This is a genomic window from Chryseobacterium sp. AG363, assembly GCF_003610675.1.
In the GTDB taxonomy this organism is placed as follows: Bacteria; Bacteroidota; Bacteroidia; order Flavobacteriales; family Weeksellaceae; genus Chryseobacterium; species Chryseobacterium cucumeris.
In genome coordinates, this window is the sequence record NZ_RAQF01000004.1 from 316,549 (window position 1) to 332,556 (window position 16,008).

The 16,008-nt window shown below is 37.4% G+C and carries 14 protein-coding genes; 4 read left to right on the plus strand and 10 right to left on the minus strand.

The window, feature by feature from the left end:
• Positions 1–42: 42 nt before the first annotated feature.
• The 6 genes from groL to DEU39_RS17810 all read right to left on the minus strand — a co-directional run bounded on the left by groL (position 43) and on the right by DEU39_RS17810 (position 6,206).
• Positions 43–1,668 carry a chaperonin GroEL gene (groL, locus tag DEU39_RS17785; RefSeq protein WP_062675889.1) on the minus strand — a complete coding sequence of 542 codons (1,626 nt, stop codon included), beginning with the start codon at positions 1,666–1,668 and terminating at the stop codon, positions 43–45.
• Positions 1,669–1,771: 103 nt separating this feature from the next.
• Positions 1,772–2,050: a co-chaperone GroES gene (gene groES, locus DEU39_RS17790; protein WP_002976538.1), complete on the minus strand. Its 279-nt coding sequence runs from the start codon at positions 2,048–2,050 to the stop codon at positions 1,772–1,774.
• 116 nt (positions 2,051–2,166) lie between these two features.
• Positions 2,167–2,958 (minus strand): TerC family protein, encoded by a 792-nt coding sequence (locus DEU39_RS17795; protein WP_120232839.1) that lies wholly within the window; start codon positions 2,956–2,958, stop codon positions 2,167–2,169.
• On the minus strand, positions 2,945–4,156 hold the full coding sequence (locus DEU39_RS17800) for a cation:dicarboxylate symporter family transporter (protein WP_228436828.1): 1,212 nt from the start codon (positions 4,154–4,156) through the stop codon (positions 2,945–2,947). The genes DEU39_RS17795 and DEU39_RS17800 overlap by 14 nt, the downstream gene beginning before the upstream one ends.
• A gap of 46 nt (positions 4,157–4,202) precedes the next feature.
• Positions 4,203–5,489 carry a CitMHS family transporter gene (locus DEU39_RS17805; RefSeq protein WP_062675892.1) on the minus strand — a complete coding sequence of 429 codons (1,287 nt, stop codon included), beginning with the start codon at positions 5,487–5,489 and terminating at the stop codon, positions 4,203–4,205.
• 24 nt (positions 5,490–5,513) lie between these two features.
• Positions 5,514–6,206: a DUF2490 domain-containing protein gene (locus tag DEU39_RS17810; RefSeq protein ID WP_120232840.1), complete on the minus strand. Its 693-nt coding sequence runs from the start codon at positions 6,204–6,206 to the stop codon at positions 5,514–5,516.
• A 296-nt stretch (positions 6,207–6,502) separates the two neighbouring features.
• On the opposite strand from DEU39_RS17810, the gene DEU39_RS17815 reads away from it, so the two are divergent.
• Both DEU39_RS17815 and DEU39_RS17820 read left to right on the plus strand, forming a co-directional pair.
• A complete protein-coding gene (locus DEU39_RS17815) occupies positions 6,503–7,471 on the plus strand; it encodes a sensor histidine kinase (RefSeq protein ID WP_228436830.1) in 969 nt (322 codons plus the stop codon).
• Positions 7,464–8,162, plus strand: coding sequence for a LytR/AlgR family response regulator transcription factor (locus DEU39_RS17820; protein ID WP_120232841.1), 699 nt, complete (start codon positions 7,464–7,466; stop codon positions 8,160–8,162). Before DEU39_RS17815 ends, DEU39_RS17820 begins: the two co-directional genes overlap by 8 nt.
• A gap of 56 nt (positions 8,163–8,218) precedes the next feature.
• Here the strand turns inward: DEU39_RS17820 and DEU39_RS24790 are convergent, their stop codons facing one another.
• The 4 genes from DEU39_RS24790 to DEU39_RS17830 form a co-directional block, all read right to left on the minus strand.
• Positions 8,219–8,353 carry a hypothetical protein gene (locus DEU39_RS24790; RefSeq protein WP_262486832.1) on the minus strand — a complete coding sequence of 45 codons (135 nt, stop codon included), beginning with the start codon at positions 8,351–8,353 and terminating at the stop codon, positions 8,219–8,221.
• 234 nt (positions 8,354–8,587) lie between these two features.
• A complete protein-coding gene (locus DEU39_RS24465) occupies positions 8,588–8,725 on the minus strand; it encodes a hypothetical protein (RefSeq protein ID WP_183037438.1) in 138 nt (45 codons plus the stop codon).
• 283 nt (positions 8,726–9,008) lie between these two features.
• Positions 9,009–11,396, minus strand: a complete 2,388-nt coding sequence (locus tag DEU39_RS17825) for a M1 family metallopeptidase (protein WP_120232842.1) — start codon at positions 11,394–11,396, stop codon at positions 9,009–9,011.
• A gap of 67 nt (positions 11,397–11,463) precedes the next feature.
• A complete protein-coding gene (locus tag DEU39_RS17830) occupies positions 11,464–12,042 on the minus strand; it encodes a HupE/UreJ family protein (protein WP_120232843.1) in 579 nt (192 codons plus the stop codon).
• Positions 12,043–12,193: 151 nt separating this feature from the next.
• On the opposite strand from DEU39_RS17830, the gene DEU39_RS17835 reads away from it, so the two are divergent.
• Together DEU39_RS17835 and DEU39_RS17840 are read left to right on the plus strand one after the other, a co-directional pair.
• Positions 12,194–15,409, plus strand: coding sequence for a S8/S53 family peptidase (locus DEU39_RS17835; RefSeq protein WP_120232844.1), 3,216 nt, complete (start codon positions 12,194–12,196; stop codon positions 15,407–15,409).
• Positions 15,410–15,531: 122 nt separating this feature from the next.
• Positions 15,532–16,005, plus strand: a complete 474-nt coding sequence (locus DEU39_RS17840; RefSeq protein WP_228436832.1) for a DUF6702 family protein — start codon at positions 15,532–15,534, stop codon at positions 16,003–16,005.
• Positions 16,006–16,008: the final 3 nt, after the last annotated feature.

Genomic DNA, 16,008 nt, shown 5'->3' on the forward strand with positions numbered 1-16,008 from the left:
GTAGAACGGTTAGTATATTAAATTTGTCTCAGCGACACGCTGTTACATCATTCCTGGCATTCCACCACCCATTGGCATAGCTGGTTCAGCGCTCTTTACTTCAGTGATTACACATTCAGTGGTAAGAAGCATTCCAGATACTGAAGCTGCGTTTTCAAGGGCAACTCTTGTTACTTTAGTTGGGTCAATGATCCCTGCTTCAAGCATGTGAACGTACTCATCAGTTTTCGCGTTGTATCCGAAGTCTCCTGAACCTTCTGCTACTTTAGCAACAATTACAGAACCTTCACCACCTGCGTTGGCAACGATTTGTCTTAATGGCTCTTCGATGGCTCTTTTCACGATTTTAATACCTGTAGTTTCGTCAGCGTTAGATCCTGAAAGATTGTCAAGTGCAGAGATGGCTCTTACTAAAGCAACACCACCACCAGCAACGATACCTTCTTCAACAGCAGCTCTTGTAGCGTGTAGAGCATCATCTACTCTGTCTTTTTTCTCTTTCATTTCTACTTCAGAAGCAGCTCCTACGTAAAGAACAGCAACACCACCAGCTAACTTAGCTAATCTTTCCTGAAGTTTCTCTCTGTCGTAGTCAGAAGTTGTTGTTTCCATCTGAGCTTTGATCTGAGCTACTCTTCCTTTGATTTTCGCTTCGTCACCACCACCGTTTACAACTGTAGTGTTGTCTTTGTCGATGGTTACTTTCTCAGCAGTTCCAAGCATATCTAAAGAGATGTTTTCCATAGTGAAACCTTGCTCTTCAGAGATCACTTGTCCACCTGTAAGGATAGCGATATCTTCTAACATTGCTTTTCTTCTGTCTCCGAATCCTGGAGCTTTTACAGCAGCAATTTTAAGAGAACCTCTTAGTTTGTTTACTACCAAAGTAGCTAAAGCTTCACCTTCAACTTCTTCAGAGATGATCAATAAAGACTTACCACCTTGTGCAATTGGCTCAAGAACCGGTAACAATTCTTTCATGGAAGAAATTTTCTTCTCTACTAAAAGGATATACGGGTTTTCTAGTTCAGCTAACATTTTCTCAGGATTCGTCACGAAATATGGTGACTGGTATCCTCTGTCGAACTGCATACCTTCTACAACGTCTACGGTTGTATCAGTACCTTTAGCTTCCTCTACAGTGATTACTCCTTCTTTACCTACTTTTCCGAACGCTTCAGCGATTAAAGAACCGATGGTATCATCGTTGTTAGCAGAGATAGAAGCAACCTGCTTGATTTTTTCTGAAGAATCTCCAACCTCCTGAGATTGAGATTTAAGGTTTTCCACAACAGCCGTTACTGCTTTGTCGATCCCTCTTTTAAGATCCATAGGGTTAGCACCTGCAGCTACGTTCTTAAGACCTTCTCTTACGATAGCCTGTGCCAATACAGTAGCGGTAGTAGTACCGTCTCCTGCGATATCGTTGGTTTTGGAAGCCACTTCTTTTACCATCTGAGCTCCCATGTTTTCTACCTTATCTTCAAGTTCGATTTCTTTTGCTACAGAAACACCGTCCTTAGTTACGTGTGGAGCACCGAACGATTTTTCGATTACTACGTTTCTCCCTTTAGGACCTAAAGTTACTTTTACTGCATTTGCTAATGCATCAACCCCTCTTTTTAGAGCGTCTCTTGATTCAATATCGAATTTTATTTCTTTTGCCATTTTTGATTAGATATTAGATGTTAGATGTCAGATATTAGACAACTAACAAAAGTTTTTTTAATTTGATTTTTAATCTGAAATCTGATGTCTGTGATCTGAAATCTTAGCCAATAATTCCCAATAAATCAGCTTCTCTTACGATCAAATAATCTTTACCTTCCAACTTCAATTCAGAACCTGAATATTTACCATAAAGTACTTTGTCACCTACCTGAACCGTTGTAGGCTCGTCTTTTTTACCAGGACCTACTGCTACTACAGTACCTTCTTGCGGCTTTTCCTTTGCAGTGTCCGGGATAATGATTCCTGAAGCTGTTTTAGTTTCTGCTGCGATTGGCTCTACCAGAACTCTGTCTGCCAATGGTTTAAAGTTTACTGACATAATATATTTAATTTTTTAATTATTTCTGTGTTGTAAGTCTCTAAATGTATGCCATGAGACGCTGATGGCTGAAATGGCAGATTTTTATTTTTGAATGTGAAAATTTGGCAGAAAAATTATTTTTTGCGGGCCGGAAATCCCAAAAGATAACTGGTTGTTACCGGTACTACAAACAACAGAACGGTAATGACGGAAACTAAAATTTCCATGGTATGGCTGCCTAAGAAATGAGCGAATGCGGTAGCAGGGTAGAAGTGCTCGTATAAGGACAGACTTAATTTAATTCCTAAGATGGCAATGACAATAAAAGCTGCCGTTTCCAGGAAAGGAAATACCTGCATCAAACGGACAAACCACTGCGCAATAAATCTCATCGCTAAAATTCCAATAAAAACCCCCAGTGTAATTAAAAGTAAATTATCTGAAAAAGCCACTGCTGCAAAAACATTATCTATAGAAAAAGCAAGATCCATCACTTCCACAATAGCAACCGTTGCCCAGAATTGACCTAGCAATCCGATGGAATTTTTATACAGCCAGCTGGATTCTTTGTTCGGGCTTTCCTCAGGATTTTCTTCATCATTTGTGTTTTTAATTTTTTTGATGAACCAGTCAAAGGAAATATAAATCAGATAGAATCCTCCCAATGGTTTCAGCCACCAGACTGAAATGAGTACGGAGGCAAAAATAAGAGCAAGCCCGCGAAATACATAAGCTCCAAGGATTCCGTATTTCAGGGCTTTTTTTCTTTGTTGTTCGGGCAGGTCCATGACGATGGTTGCCAATACGGCCGCATTGTCTACGGAGAGAAGGCTTTCGATAAGGATCAGATTGCCGATAATGGCTATCGATTTTGCAGGGTTTTCTAATATGTCATTGAAAAGGTGTGTAAAATCAGGAAATATCATTTTTTAAGGGAATAGAATTTTGATTAAGTTTTGAAATAATGGCAGCCGAAACTGAAATGCCGATGAAATTGGTAACCGATCTCGCTTCGTTCATAAAGCGGTCTACACTGTACAACAGCGCAAGATCCGTGGTGGGAATTTTTCCAAACCTGCTTAAGGTAAACATCAGCGCAAGGAAGCCTGATCCTGGAACCCCGGAAGCTGTTTTGGAAGCAATGGAAATCGTGATAAAAAGCCAGAAATAATCCATTGGTGTAAGGGAAATATTGTAAAGCTGAACGAGGAAAATACATGAAATAGAAAGATAAATACAAGCTCCTGCCAGATTGAAATTGTATCCAAGAGGAATAATAAGACGAAGAATTTTCCGGTCATAGCCCTGTGATTCCATTTTGTCAAAGATCATTGGGAATGCCATCTTGGAAGAAGAAGTGGCCACTACAAGAATGATTTCTTCTTTGATGCTGATCAGAAAATCCCAAAGATTAATTTTAAAGTAAGCTGTTATAACACCTAATATACCAAAAATGAAGAATACACTGGTAAGATATACTGTAGCGACAATTTTACTTAATGGCAGTAAAGTATTAATTCCATATACCGAAATGCCATAAGCGATGTTACAGAAAATGACTATTGGCAGAAACAGGTACACATATTTGATGAGCCTGAAAAACAGATTTCTTCCTGCGTCTAAAGCTTTAAAGATGTTATTTCTCTTCTTCGAAATACCAATCACAACTCCCGCAGATATGGATATGAAAAGAAAAAGCACGTAGTTGCTGATATGTAAAGGGTTGGTAGTTGTTGTTAAAAATCTTTCCGGAAGTGCCTTGTGCGAAGAAATAATAATTCCCGTGTTGGCTCCCGGCTTTAAAAGAAGACCGGACCCGATTCCCAATACAATGCTTATGGAAGTGATGATTAAAAAATACAGAACCATCTGGATTACAATTTTAAAAGCATTTTTAGTGCTGAAAATATAGCTTACGCCATAGGTCACCGCAATGAAAATAACAGGAATGATCAACACTTCAAGAAGCATAAAAAAGTAACTGCTTACCTTTTCCAGCTGTTTACCGACTTCCGGAAAATAATAACCCGTTAATGCGCCACAGATAATAGCTGTGAAAACATACAGAGTAAGGTTTCTTAAATACGAGTCTGTAAATGTTTTTTGCTTAACAGTTTTCATCATTCACTTTTTTATAGATAATAAGATTACGAAATTCAAAGATATAACCTTATATAATACCAAGAACCAATGCACTCAGCAACATGATAACTGATGATCCTAAGGCCCACTTTAATGTATATTTCAAATGATCTGAAAACTCCACACCCGCCAGCGATACCAACAGATAAGTAGACGGAACCAATGGACTGAGAAGGTGAGAACCCTGCCCGATAAGACTTGCTCTTCCCAATATTTCCGGTGAAATTCCCAATTGGTGACCGGTAGCAACGATAATGGGCAATATTCCAAAGTAGTAGGCATCATTAGACAGGAAAAAAGTAAACGGGATACTGAATAAGGCTGTCACAATATTCATATAACCGCCCCAGCTCTTAGGAACTATTTCTATCATACTGTTTCCCATTGCCTGCATAATACCCGATCCGTTCAGGATTCCTGTAAAAATTCCGGCCCCAAAGATCATTCCGGCCACTGATAGGGCATTTCCTGCATGTTTGGAAATGATTTTCTGCTGGTCCTTTAATTTGGGATAATTGATGATGGAAGCGATACAGAAAGCAATCATAAAGGCAATCCCTAAAGGAACAATATCAAGAATCATGACTACCAAAAGGGTAATGGTAAGAGCAAGATTGATCAGAATCAGTTTCGGGCGGCGGAGTGAAGGATCTGCTTCGCCAATAATATCATTGCTGTTGTAGCGTGTAAACTTACCATGTTTTGCAATTCGTATTTTTTCTCTTCTGCCCAAAATATAGGCAACAAATATAACCCACAGAATCCCTATAGCCATAATAGGAATCATAGGCACAAATATTTCAGTGTGGCCAAGCTTCAGGGAACTCATTACCCTTGCTGTTGGTCCTCCCCAGGGAAGAATATTCATAATCTGCCCGGCAAGCATAATAATACAGGTAAGAATCAACGGATTCATTCCTTGTTTTTTATACAACGGAAGCATAGCAGCCACGACAATTAAATAGGTGGATGAACCATCACCATCCAATGAAACCAATGCTGTAAGAACAGCAGTTCCTATTGTTGTTTTGATGGGATTGTCTCCAACTGCTTTTAAAATTATATTCACTAGCGGTTCAAAAAGTCCCGTATCTATCATTAAACTGAAATAAAGGATCGCAAAGATCAGCATAACACCGGTCAGAGCTATTTCTTTGACACCGTTTTTCATCATGTCTCCCAACTGAGGACCAAAGCCTGCAAAAAGGGCTATGGTTACCGGCACAATGACCAAAGCGGTGAGAGGAGTCATCTTTTTGTTCATGATGAGAATCATGAAGATGAAAATCATTAAAAAACCAAGAAATGTTAGCATAGTTATCTATAAATATTAATGAGGTTATTGTTGTTTCTTTTTTCTCCAGTCAAAACTGTTTCTGAAGCCTATAAATCCGTAGTTACTTGTTTTTCCGGTTTCCATCTGATTGATAAAGGCCAGTTCCAGAGCAGAATTTTTTCCCACTTTTATTCCAAGGCCTGCGGTAATACGATTACTGTCGAAAGGCTCTGTTTTATCCACATTCATTCTTATTTCATTTTTAAGAATACCATAGAGTTTTTCTTTTTCTCCTTTTTTATTGAAGGGAATACGGACAGAGATCAGATACCGGATTCTTACCTCAAATTCATCGGGATTGCTGAGGAAACGTTCTTCCACTCTAAGGCGGTTAGAGATGGAGGTTCTCCCAATGAAATACTCCGCAGTTACCTGCTGGAAAGGTCTTTTTTCATATCTTATCTTTTTAGAATCGTCGGCATTATAAGATTCGAGGATCAGAAACATAGCTCCTGCTGCAGGTCTAATATTTTCAGCTACTTCATAATCTACATAGGCATTTACCAGAAAAAGTCTTGTATCATAAGCCAGATCGAAGGAACGGTACTGGGTAAGTGCAGTTAAAGTACTTTTATCGGTAAGCTTTGCCGACATCAGGTACTGAAACCACATATTGTAATTATCTTTACTCTGACTATAAAGTCCGTTGAATAAACATAATGATAAAATAAGGGTTAATTTTATATTGATTTTCATATAATATTGGGTTAATATTGTACTTTTTCAAATATATTTATTAGAAAGAGCGGCTCTGGAATTTTTCAATCAATGACAGTTTTTCTCAACGAACTGCATTTTGAGGCAAAAAGATATTTATATTTGAGGCGTTTCAAAATAAGGTATGGACTATGTTTTTAATCATTAATTTTATTATTATATTATTGATTATCAGAATTTTATTTAGTGGTAAGATTCTGGAAAGTCTTATGAAATACCGTTGGAAATTTTTGTTGAGGTTTCAGCACATTTTTTTCCTTTTTATCTTCATTTTGATGACTTATTTCACCGAAAACTACTTCCTGGATTCAAATCAGTTGGTGATAAGTATTATTTTGAACACCATTTTCAATGTGGGAATTTACTATCTGGTGTACTATTATCTGGTTCCCCGGTTCTATTTGTCCAATAAATACCCGGAGTTTATCCTCTATGCTTTGATCCTCTTTCTGGGGTCCAGTCTTTTCAGAATTCTTTGGGAACCTGCCGTTTTTCAGATGGATTTCAGTGGAAAAGGCTACCACGTTGGTTTTTTATATAACGTGTATATCTCACAGGGAATCATCATTCTGGTGGGCTCTTTTTTGGGAATTACCAAAGACAAATTTTTAATAGAACAGGATGTGATCAGCCTTGGAGAAGAAAAAGATCAGCTTTATCTTGATTTGCTGAAGTCTAAACTGAACCCTCATTTTTTGCTGAATACCCTTAATAATATATATGCCAACAGTTTTACCCATTCAGAGAAAACATCTGATTCTATTTTGCAGTTGAGCAAGCTTTTGAAATATATTATTTATGACAGCGGGAAAGAAAAAGTAACCGTTTCTCAGGAATTTTCTTCATTAAAAGCACTTGCTACGTTGTATCAGCTTAAATATAATAATCAGCTTGATATTGTCATGGATATTGAAGATCAGGAAGAATTTGACATTGCGGAAATCCCGTCCGCTATACTCCTTACATTATTTGAAAATGCTTTAAAACATTCAGCAATTGGAGAAGATGCTCACGCTTTTATAAAATTATTCTGTTATATTGAGCGCTCTGAACTGTATTTTGAAATTATAAATTCTGTCGGGAAAGAGAGAACTCTTGTCGCTGAATCTGATTATCACGGGTTGGGAAATGAAGCCATAATTCATATATTGGAAAAATTTTATCCGGATCAGTATGAGTTTTATTCCGGCCCGAAAGAAAATGATCAATATAAAATAGCTTTAACAATTACTATCAATGGCTAATCTGACTATCGTAAATGTAGATGATGAATATCCTGCATTGCAGCTTGTAAAACAATATTGCGATCAGCTTGAAGAGGTTGAACTGCTGGCTTCATTTCAGAAACCGGAAGAAGCACTGGCATTTCTGAAAACCAATAAAGTAGATCTTGTTGTTTTCGATATTAATATGCCTGGGATTAATGGAGTAGAGCTTTTGCAGCAGCTTCCTGATCCGCCGCTATGTATTTTTCTTACGCTGGAAACAAAATATGCAGTGAAAGCCTTTGAGCTGGATGTTGTTCATTACCTTATCAAACCTGTGGATTTTGAAACATTTAAAAAAGCAGTCCATAAAGCAAAGGATTTTGTTCAGTTTAAAAGCTCAGCCAGCAGTCAGCAGCAGGAAGACTTTATTATGTTCAAATCCAATTATGTGATGACTAAAGTTTTTCTAAAAGATATTCTCTGGATACAGGGATTCGGAGAATATATTGTCCTGATGACGCCGTTGAAAAAGTATATGATTCTGGAGAGAATGTCCAATTTTGAAGAGAAGTTTCAACATTTCGGTTTTATCAGAATTCACAAGTCTTATATTGTGTTATCAGAACATATCAATTCATATAATTCCAGCCATGTTTTTTTGAAAAACGGCGATGAGCTTCCGTTAGGGAGAACTTATAAAAAGAATGTAAAAGAACATTTAAGTTAAAAAATAAAGCCGGAATATTTCCAGCTTTATCTTAAATTGTTATCTAAGGATTGGAACTATGGGCAATATTGTCCAGGTCCGATCCACAGGATACATTGTCCTTTGTAATTGTACTCACAGCAAATACGTCCTGCTGCTCCGCCATTGACTGATTTCTGAGCATCTCTGCTTAATAATTTAGCGTTTTTCATAGTTAATAATATTTTGTTTTGTATATCCCTGAACATTTAAAGTCAATCAGGATTTTGACATTTGGTGTAAAAGAAGTGAATCAAAGATAGTATTTTTCTTTATTTTGTGATATATTATAGTTGATTTTTTTATAATAAAATTTTGATTATCAGGTTATAAGTAAAATATATGATAAGAAAAAAGATAAAGCCGGAAATTTCCGGCTTTATAAAAATTGTTATCAGATAACAGAACTAAGGACAGTTTTGTCCAGGTCCGATCCATAAAGTACATTTTCCGTTGTCGTCGCGTTCGCAGCATACGAGTCTGGCAGCAAGCCCGCCATTGATGGTTTTCTGAACATCTCTGCTTAGTAATTTGGCATTTTTCATAAGTAATATTTTGTTTTTTTGAACCCTGAGCATTTATTGTCAATCAGGTTTTTGACATTTGGTGTATGGTGATTCAAATATAAAACTTTTTAAGTCAGGTTGTTATATTTTTTATAGACGAAAGAAAGGTGTTGGTATTGTAAGGTAGTTCAATGGATGAATGAACTTGGGATAAAAAAGGTTTAAACAAAAAAGTACTTCATATTAAAAAGGTTATAAGAAGTATTCTTTGCCCTTTTAATATGAAGTAGTGCTGTATTACTTAAAAGTTACAACCTTTTTTTTAACTTTTTCCTGCGGCCTGCATTGGATTAACCTTTCCAGTTGAACCTCCTCTTACAGAGCCTCTTCCCTGTTTTTGTTTGAAAAGTTGGAATTTTGAAGTTTCAGTACCCGTTCCGGTGCTGCTCCAGAAATTATTGGTTGTATCAATATCAGCAGTTTCTCTCATTGGATCCAGCTGAATAGATTTCAATTTCTTATCAAAATAATACGTCTTGGAAACTTTTTGTTCGTTCAGCCTCCAGATTTGTGCAGCAGATTTATCATACAATTTTGATCCGTCTTCAAACGTGAATTCAAGAATGATAGGCATTACCAGACCGCCTTTATTCACAAAATCGATCTGATATCCTGTAATATTTTTGAATTTCTCTTTATCCTTTGCATCTAAAGGAAGACCTGATTCTGTTTTGATGGTGTATTGCTTATTATTATCAATCTTTTCCTGACCTCTGTCATATTTGTAATAGAAATCCTGAACATCTTTATCACCATCTACATAGAATTTGATATTCTTATCTTCTCTGTTTCTGATTTTTGAAAGATCCTCAAAACTGTTTACCAATGGTTTTTCAACCTGATATTGTACTTCAGCAGCAGCTTTTGGATCACTCTCAAGATTAGGAACAGCAACCGTTACTTTATCAATAGCAATATCTACAGGATCTGTACCGTAGAACCAGCCTCTCCAGAACCAGTCAAGGTCTTCACCACTGGCATCTTCCATGGTACGGAATAAATCTGCGGGTTCAGGATGCTTGAATGCCCATCTTTTGGCATAGGTTTTAAATGCTTTGTCGAAAAGTTCCCTTCCCATGATTGTTTCACGAAGAATATTCAGTCCTGTAGCAGGTTTTGAATAGGCGTTCGGACCATACTGAACAATATTTTCAGAGTTGCTCATGATAGGTTCCAGCTGATCTTTCGGAAGTTTCATATAATCTACGATCGTCCATGCCGGTCCTCTTTTGGATGGGAATTTATTATCCCACTTTTCTTCTGTAAGATATTCTGTGAAGGTATTCAGGCCTTCGTCCATCCATGCCCATTGTCTTTCGTCAGAATTGATGATCATTGGGAAGAAGTTGTGTCCAACTTCATGAATAATTACTCCAATCATTCCGTTTTTGTTTCCTTCAGAATAGGTTCCGTCTTTTTCGGTTCTGCCAAAATTGAAACAGATCATCGGGTATTCCATTCCGTTGGCTGCTTCTACGGATTGTGCTACAGGATATGGATAAGGAATCGTAAATTCTGAATACGTTTTAATGGTATGAGCTACCGCTTTTGTAGAAAACTTTCTGTAAAGGCCGTAAGATTCTTTTGGATAGAAACTCATAGCCATTACTTTATTGTTGTTTTCAGGAATCGTTACACGCATTCCGTCCCAGACAAACTTTCTGGAAGAAGTCCATGCAAAATCACGAACATCTTTCGCTTCGAAAACCCATGTTTTTCTTTGTTTCGAATGATTTTTCTCCGCTTTTTTAGCTTCGTCTAACGTTACAATTTCTATAGGTTCAGAAGCATTTTCTGCTTTTTTGTATCTTGAAAGCTGATCAGAAGTTAATACCTGATCATAATTTTTACATTCTCCTGTTCCGCCAACAATATGATCGGCAGGTACATTCATGGAAACCTTAAAGTCTCCAAAGACCAAGGCAAATTCACCTCTTCCTGTAAACTGGTGGTTTTGCCAGCCCTGGAAGTCACTATACACGCACATTCTTGGGTACCATTGTGCCATAGTATACAGGTCATTGCCATCTTCAGGGAAGTTTTCAAAACCTCCTCGGCCTCCCATTTTAATTCTGTCAGAGATATTGTAGTTCCAGTCTACTTTGAAAACGAATTTCTCTCCCTTTTTCAAAACTTTTGGAAGATCAATACGCATCATCGTTTTGTTCACCGTATACTTCAATGGATTCCCTGAAGCATCTGTTACTTTTTCAAGACTTACACCATAACCGTTATCTTTTACAGGAAGTTCAGAAACTTTAAGCTGCTGGTCCGTAGTGGAAGAACGAAGTACAGATGAAGTGTCATATCCTGCATTTCTGATGCTTGAGTGTTCGTTTTCATCAAGCTGCAGCCAGATATAATCCAACTCATCGGGAGAATTATTGTAGTAAGTCACCGTTTCTGAACCTTTCAGATTTCTTTTATCTTCATCCAGATAAGCAGTGATGTTGTAATCGGCTCTGTTCTGCCAGTATCCGTGACCGGGAGCTCCTGAAGCTGTTCTGTAGATGTTGGGTGTTGGCAGAATAGTTCCCAGCTGCTCAAACTTATTGCCGTGATTGCTGCCCGGGTTATTCTGAATATTTTGTGCGGTGAAACCTGTATATGCAAATACAGAAAGTGAAAGTATACCAACTTTTAGTTTCATAACCGAAATGATTTTTTAATGATCAAAGATAGTAATTACCTGTTGAATTAATGAGAATATTTAACTTTTAAAAAGGAATTCTTTCCAAAGTCATTTTTAAGGATAAAGCAAATACTCCGGAAGAAACAAAGAGTATCCAGTCTTTTTTATTCACTTTAAAAAGATTGAGTGAAATGAACAGGATGATTAAAATCGCAGCAACAATTACAATCTGGCCAAGCTCCAAACCAATATTAAACCCAAGGAGAGGTAACGCAATACTTTGGCTTTTAGCAATCATTACTCTTGCTGTGTTGGCGAATCCCATTCCATGAACCAGGCCGAAGATCAGTGCAAGATAATAATTAGCCCGCATCAAAGTCTGTTTCTGATTTTTCATGATAATATTATCCATGGAAGTAAGAACAATCGTTAAAGGAATTAAAAACTCCACCCAGTCAGAAGGAACTCTGAAAACATCCAGAATGCTTAAAGCTAAGGTAATAGAATGCCCGATTGTAAATGCGGTAACAAGAATCAGGATTTTTTTCCAGTCACTGTAAGAGTACACAGCTATCAAAGCTAAAACAAAAAGCTGGTGATCCAGTGCATCCAGAGAAATAATATGTTCCCATCCAAGGTTTAAATAAAAAATGAAATCCTGCATTTTGATTAAAAAATTTTATATTTTGAATATATTGTTAAAATATTGTTAATTTTATTATTTGATTTAATTTTTACACTTAATCTTTATTGATATTTTGCATTATTTATGTTTTAAATAAAAATTGTATAATTGTATTGCTTGAAAATGAAATATGGATATCAAAAAATTATTTTTTACAAATGTAAACATTTCACGTGGAGGAGCGAAGCTTCTTAGAAATGCTACAGCAGCCTTTTTGGGATTGTATTCCTACGCTTTTTACGGGCAGGTACAGAAACTGGATTCCCGGTTTGATCTTTTATTGAAAAATAAAGAAAGTATTGCTAACGGAAGAGCTGTAAAAGAACTGGAACGTCCTGATATGAAACTTGATCAGCACCTGGTGGTGACTTCAAAAGGAGCACAGACTATGTATTCATGTATAGTTTATACTAAAGAGCCTGAAAAATTAAAAGCAGACGGATTTCTTATACAAAGCCAATTTCCTGCTTTTTCCACAGCTTTGGTTACCATTGAAGATATTGAAAGACTGACTCAGCTTCCGTATGTAACCTCTGTAATGGGACCGGAGTTTGATGCACTTCATAATGATGTGAGCCGAGCTCAGTCCGGAGCAAGTCTTTTGCAGGATGGTGTTTTCAATAACACAGCTTATAATGGAACAGGAGTGTTGGTAGGAATTTATGACAGTGGAATAGACTGGAAACATCCGGATTTCAGAAAATCTGATGATCAGACCAAGAGCAGAATTGTTTCCATTTGGGATCAGACTTTAACTGCCCAGGCGGGAGAAACAGCCCCGGCAGGGTTTGCTACTGGCGTAGAATATACGAAAGCACAGATCGAAGATGAACTGGATGGGACACCCACGGGGTTTGTTCGTGAAAATGATACCAACGGCCATGGAACCCATGTTTCAGGTACAGCAGCTGGAAATGGTTCTGCTTTTACTGATAAAAGACATAAAGGATTTTCATCGGATGCAGATATTGTTTTTGTGAAAGGAGGAAACGGATCTTTTCCTACAACAAATACCATTAATGCTTTAACCTATTTTAAAAATGTGGCAACGGCACTTAATAAACCTATTGTTGTCAATATGAGTATTGGTGGCCAGAGTAGTGCTCATGATGGAACTTCAAGCCATGAAGTAGCGGTTAATAGCTTTACCACTTCAGGAGCGGGAAGAGTTGTTGTGATTTCAGCAGGTAATGATTACGGAGCTAATCTTCACAGAAAAGTTGATATTGCAGCCGGTGCGGCACAGACATATAACTTTACCGTAGCAAGCAACACTTCCGCAGCTTCAGTATTCTCATTCATTATGTATGCCAATGACAATACTCCCGTTACTGCAAAATTAACCACTCCGGACGGACAGCAGTATACACAGAATATAAGTACAAACACCGCTCATACTATATTAGGAGGAGGTCTTACCGCAACCATGTACAACTATTGGAGTAACGACAACAATAAAAGATATGTACAGTTGGTAATTACCAGAACTTCAGGGACCACTAATGTTCAGGGGAATTATTCATTGGAAATTACCAACAACGGAACCCAGCAGATCACAGCCCACGGCTGGCTGTATAGTCAGGGAGTGCAAACCACCTTACAAAACGGAGATAATGAATATATTGTAGGAAGCCCGGGGAATGCTTCCAACGCCATCACGGTAGCTTCTTATATGGGAAGACCAAGTTGGTATAGTACGGGAGCTTATTCTACCACAACCCCACAGGAATCTATCTCTTCATTCAGTTCACAGGGACCAAGAGTGGATGGGGTTCAAAAGCCGGATATCGCAGGTTCAGGCCAGAATGTTATTTCATCAAGATCCAGCAATTCTGCTCCCGCAGCAACAGACATTATTTCAGGCACCAATTATTACGTGAAAAACCAGGGGACAAGTATGTCTTCACCGGGAGTAGCTGGAGCAGTAGGGTTATTACTGCAGGCTAATCCTTCATTGACGGCAGCACAGGTGAAAGCCCGTCTTACAGCTAATGCAAGAATGGATGGTGCCACCGGTGTCGTTCCGAATATGAGATGGGGATATGGTAAATTGGATATCTATAAAGCTGTTACTGATGAAATAGGATGTGTGAAATCCAATTTTGAAACAGTAAGTTACGATGAGCCATACATTGTAGCCAATACAGAATTTAATTATTATTTTGATAATATGGCTCTTGCGGTAAGATATACGCCTACATTAACAGGGAAACTTGGAGGGTTCTCATTTGTATCAGGATCTTCAATTCCTTCAGATATCCCGGTGGATATTCAGATCAGAAAGGTAGATGCTAACGGAAATCCCGGGGATATTATTGCTACTAAAACCATTACTTCATGGCTTAATAATATTCAGAGATATACCTGGAATTACATCAATCTTTCAGATTTGAATGTACAGATGGTAACCGGAAAAGAATTTTATATTGTTGTTAATGGATTAGGAGGAAGAATTGCCATGAAAGCAGAGAATGCTGTACTGAATAGCAGATCTAAAACTTCTACTGACGGTACTACATGGACTTCCAGAACATTTGATCTTAAAATGAGAGCGGTAATCTATGAAAATGTTGCTGAAGTAAAGAATTTAGCAACTTCTAACCAGACGAAAACCAGTACGGTGGCGAATGGCTATAACTACTTTACAAATTCCTGCCAGCTTATCTCAAGGCTAGAAAAAGAAACAGCCAGTACAGTAACAGGAAATGTAACCTCAAAAGTATGGGTAGATAATGCACAGCCAAATTATGTTGCAAGAAGATATGAAATCAATTCAGATGCAAATACTACTACGGCTACCGGAAAAGTAACTTTATATTTCAAGCAGAGTGATTTTGATGCTTATAATCTGACTAATGGAGTGAAATTACCTACTTCACCCACTGATGTTGCTAACAAAGCCAATCTTCTTATTGAAAAATATAGCGGAACAAGTACTACAGGAACCGTAGCTTCTTTTGGAGGAACCGCCACAGTTATTACTCCTGATATAGCAGATATTATCTGGAATGATACCTACCAATACTGGGAAGTGAGTTTTCAGACGACTGGTTTTGGCGGATATTTTGTTAAAACAGGAACAACATTAGGAACAGCGGATGTTAAAATAAATTCAGAAGTGAACATCACTCCGAATCCTGCAAAAGATTTTGTAAACGTGTCGTTAGGCAGATATTCTAAAGGTGCAGTAAGTGTTTATGATGTTTCTGGGAAACTGATTAAAACCGTTAATGTAGATAAGAACTCCGGTAGAATTGATGTTTCAGAATTTGTAAGAGGAACATACCTGTTTACCATTACATTGGAGGATAACACAAAAATCACAAAAAAAGTAATGAAGCAATAAATCTTCATCTATGATATTCAATGAAAAGCAGCAGTTTTTATAATTGCTGCTTTTTTTATATTTGCTGTAAAATAAGATTCATGTCAGGTAAGTTTTTTTGGAGTTTTCTTTTATTATTAACAATGACTTTTCAAAGTTTTACGGAGCGTGGGACTTTTCACCCCTATCACGTAGGATCTGTTGAAATTAATTATAATTCAAAATCCAGAACCTTTGAAGTAACCGGAAGATTCTTTCTTGATGACATGGAAAATGGCCTAGGGAAAAAATATGGAGGTGCTTTTCATTTTAATGACGAAAAATATAAGGCGAAACTGAATGATGCCCTGCAGAAATACTGTTCAGAATATTTCAGGCTAAAGGCTGATAATAAATTTTTAAAAGTAAATTATATCGGTTATGAAGAAGATCAGGAATCTGTAGATATCTTTCTTGAGTCAGAGCCTGTAGCTACTCCTAAAAAAGTAGAAACTGCCGTAAGTTTTCTGTATAATCTTTTTGATGATCAGATCAATATTGTTCATATTATTGTAAACGGACAAAGAAACAGTGAAAAACTTACCTATCCTAACCGCTATCTGTATAAACAGTTCTGAGAA

Coding starts and splice junctions, on each gene's coding strand:
- groL (WP_062675889.1), bottom strand. CDS start 1,668: ATGGCAAAAGAAATAAAATTCGATATTGAATCAAGAGACGCTCTAAAA.
- DEU39_RS17830 (WP_120232843.1), bottom strand. CDS start 12,042: ATGCAGGATTTCATTTTTTATTTAAACCTTGGATGGGAACATATTATT.
- groES (WP_002976538.1), bottom strand. CDS start 2,050: ATGTCAGTAAACTTTAAACCATTGGCAGACAGAGTTCTGGTAGAGCCA.
- DEU39_RS24790 (WP_262486832.1), bottom strand. CDS start 8,353: ATGAAAAACGCTAAATTATTAAGCAGAGATGCTCAGAAATCAGTCAAT.
- DEU39_RS17810 (WP_120232840.1), bottom strand. CDS start 6,206: ATGAAAATCAATATAAAATTAACCCTTATTTTATCATTATGTTTATTC.
- DEU39_RS17820 (WP_120232841.1), top strand. CDS start 7,464: ATGGCTAATCTGACTATCGTAAATGTAGATGATGAATATCCTGCATTG.
- DEU39_RS17825 (WP_120232842.1), bottom strand. CDS start 11,396: ATGAAACTAAAAGTTGGTATACTTTCACTTTCTGTATTTGCATATACA.
- DEU39_RS17840 (WP_228436832.1), top strand. CDS start 15,532: ATGACTTTTCAAAGTTTTACGGAGCGTGGGACTTTTCACCCCTATCAC.
- DEU39_RS24465 (WP_183037438.1), bottom strand. CDS start 8,725: ATGAAAAATGCCAAATTACTAAGCAGAGATGTTCAGAAAACCATCAAT.
- DEU39_RS17835 (WP_120232844.1), top strand. CDS start 12,194: ATGGATATCAAAAAATTATTTTTTACAAATGTAAACATTTCACGTGGA.
- DEU39_RS17800 (WP_228436828.1), bottom strand. CDS start 4,156: ATGATGAAAACTGTTAAGCAAAAAACATTTACAGACTCGTATTTAAGA.
- DEU39_RS17815 (WP_228436830.1), top strand. CDS start 6,503: ATGACTTATTTCACCGAAAACTACTTCCTGGATTCAAATCAGTTGGTG.
- DEU39_RS17805 (WP_062675892.1), bottom strand. CDS start 5,489: ATGCTAACATTTCTTGGTTTTTTAATGATTTTCATCTTCATGATTCTC.
- DEU39_RS17795 (WP_120232839.1), bottom strand. CDS start 2,958: ATGATATTTCCTGATTTTACACACCTTTTCAATGACATATTAGAAAAC.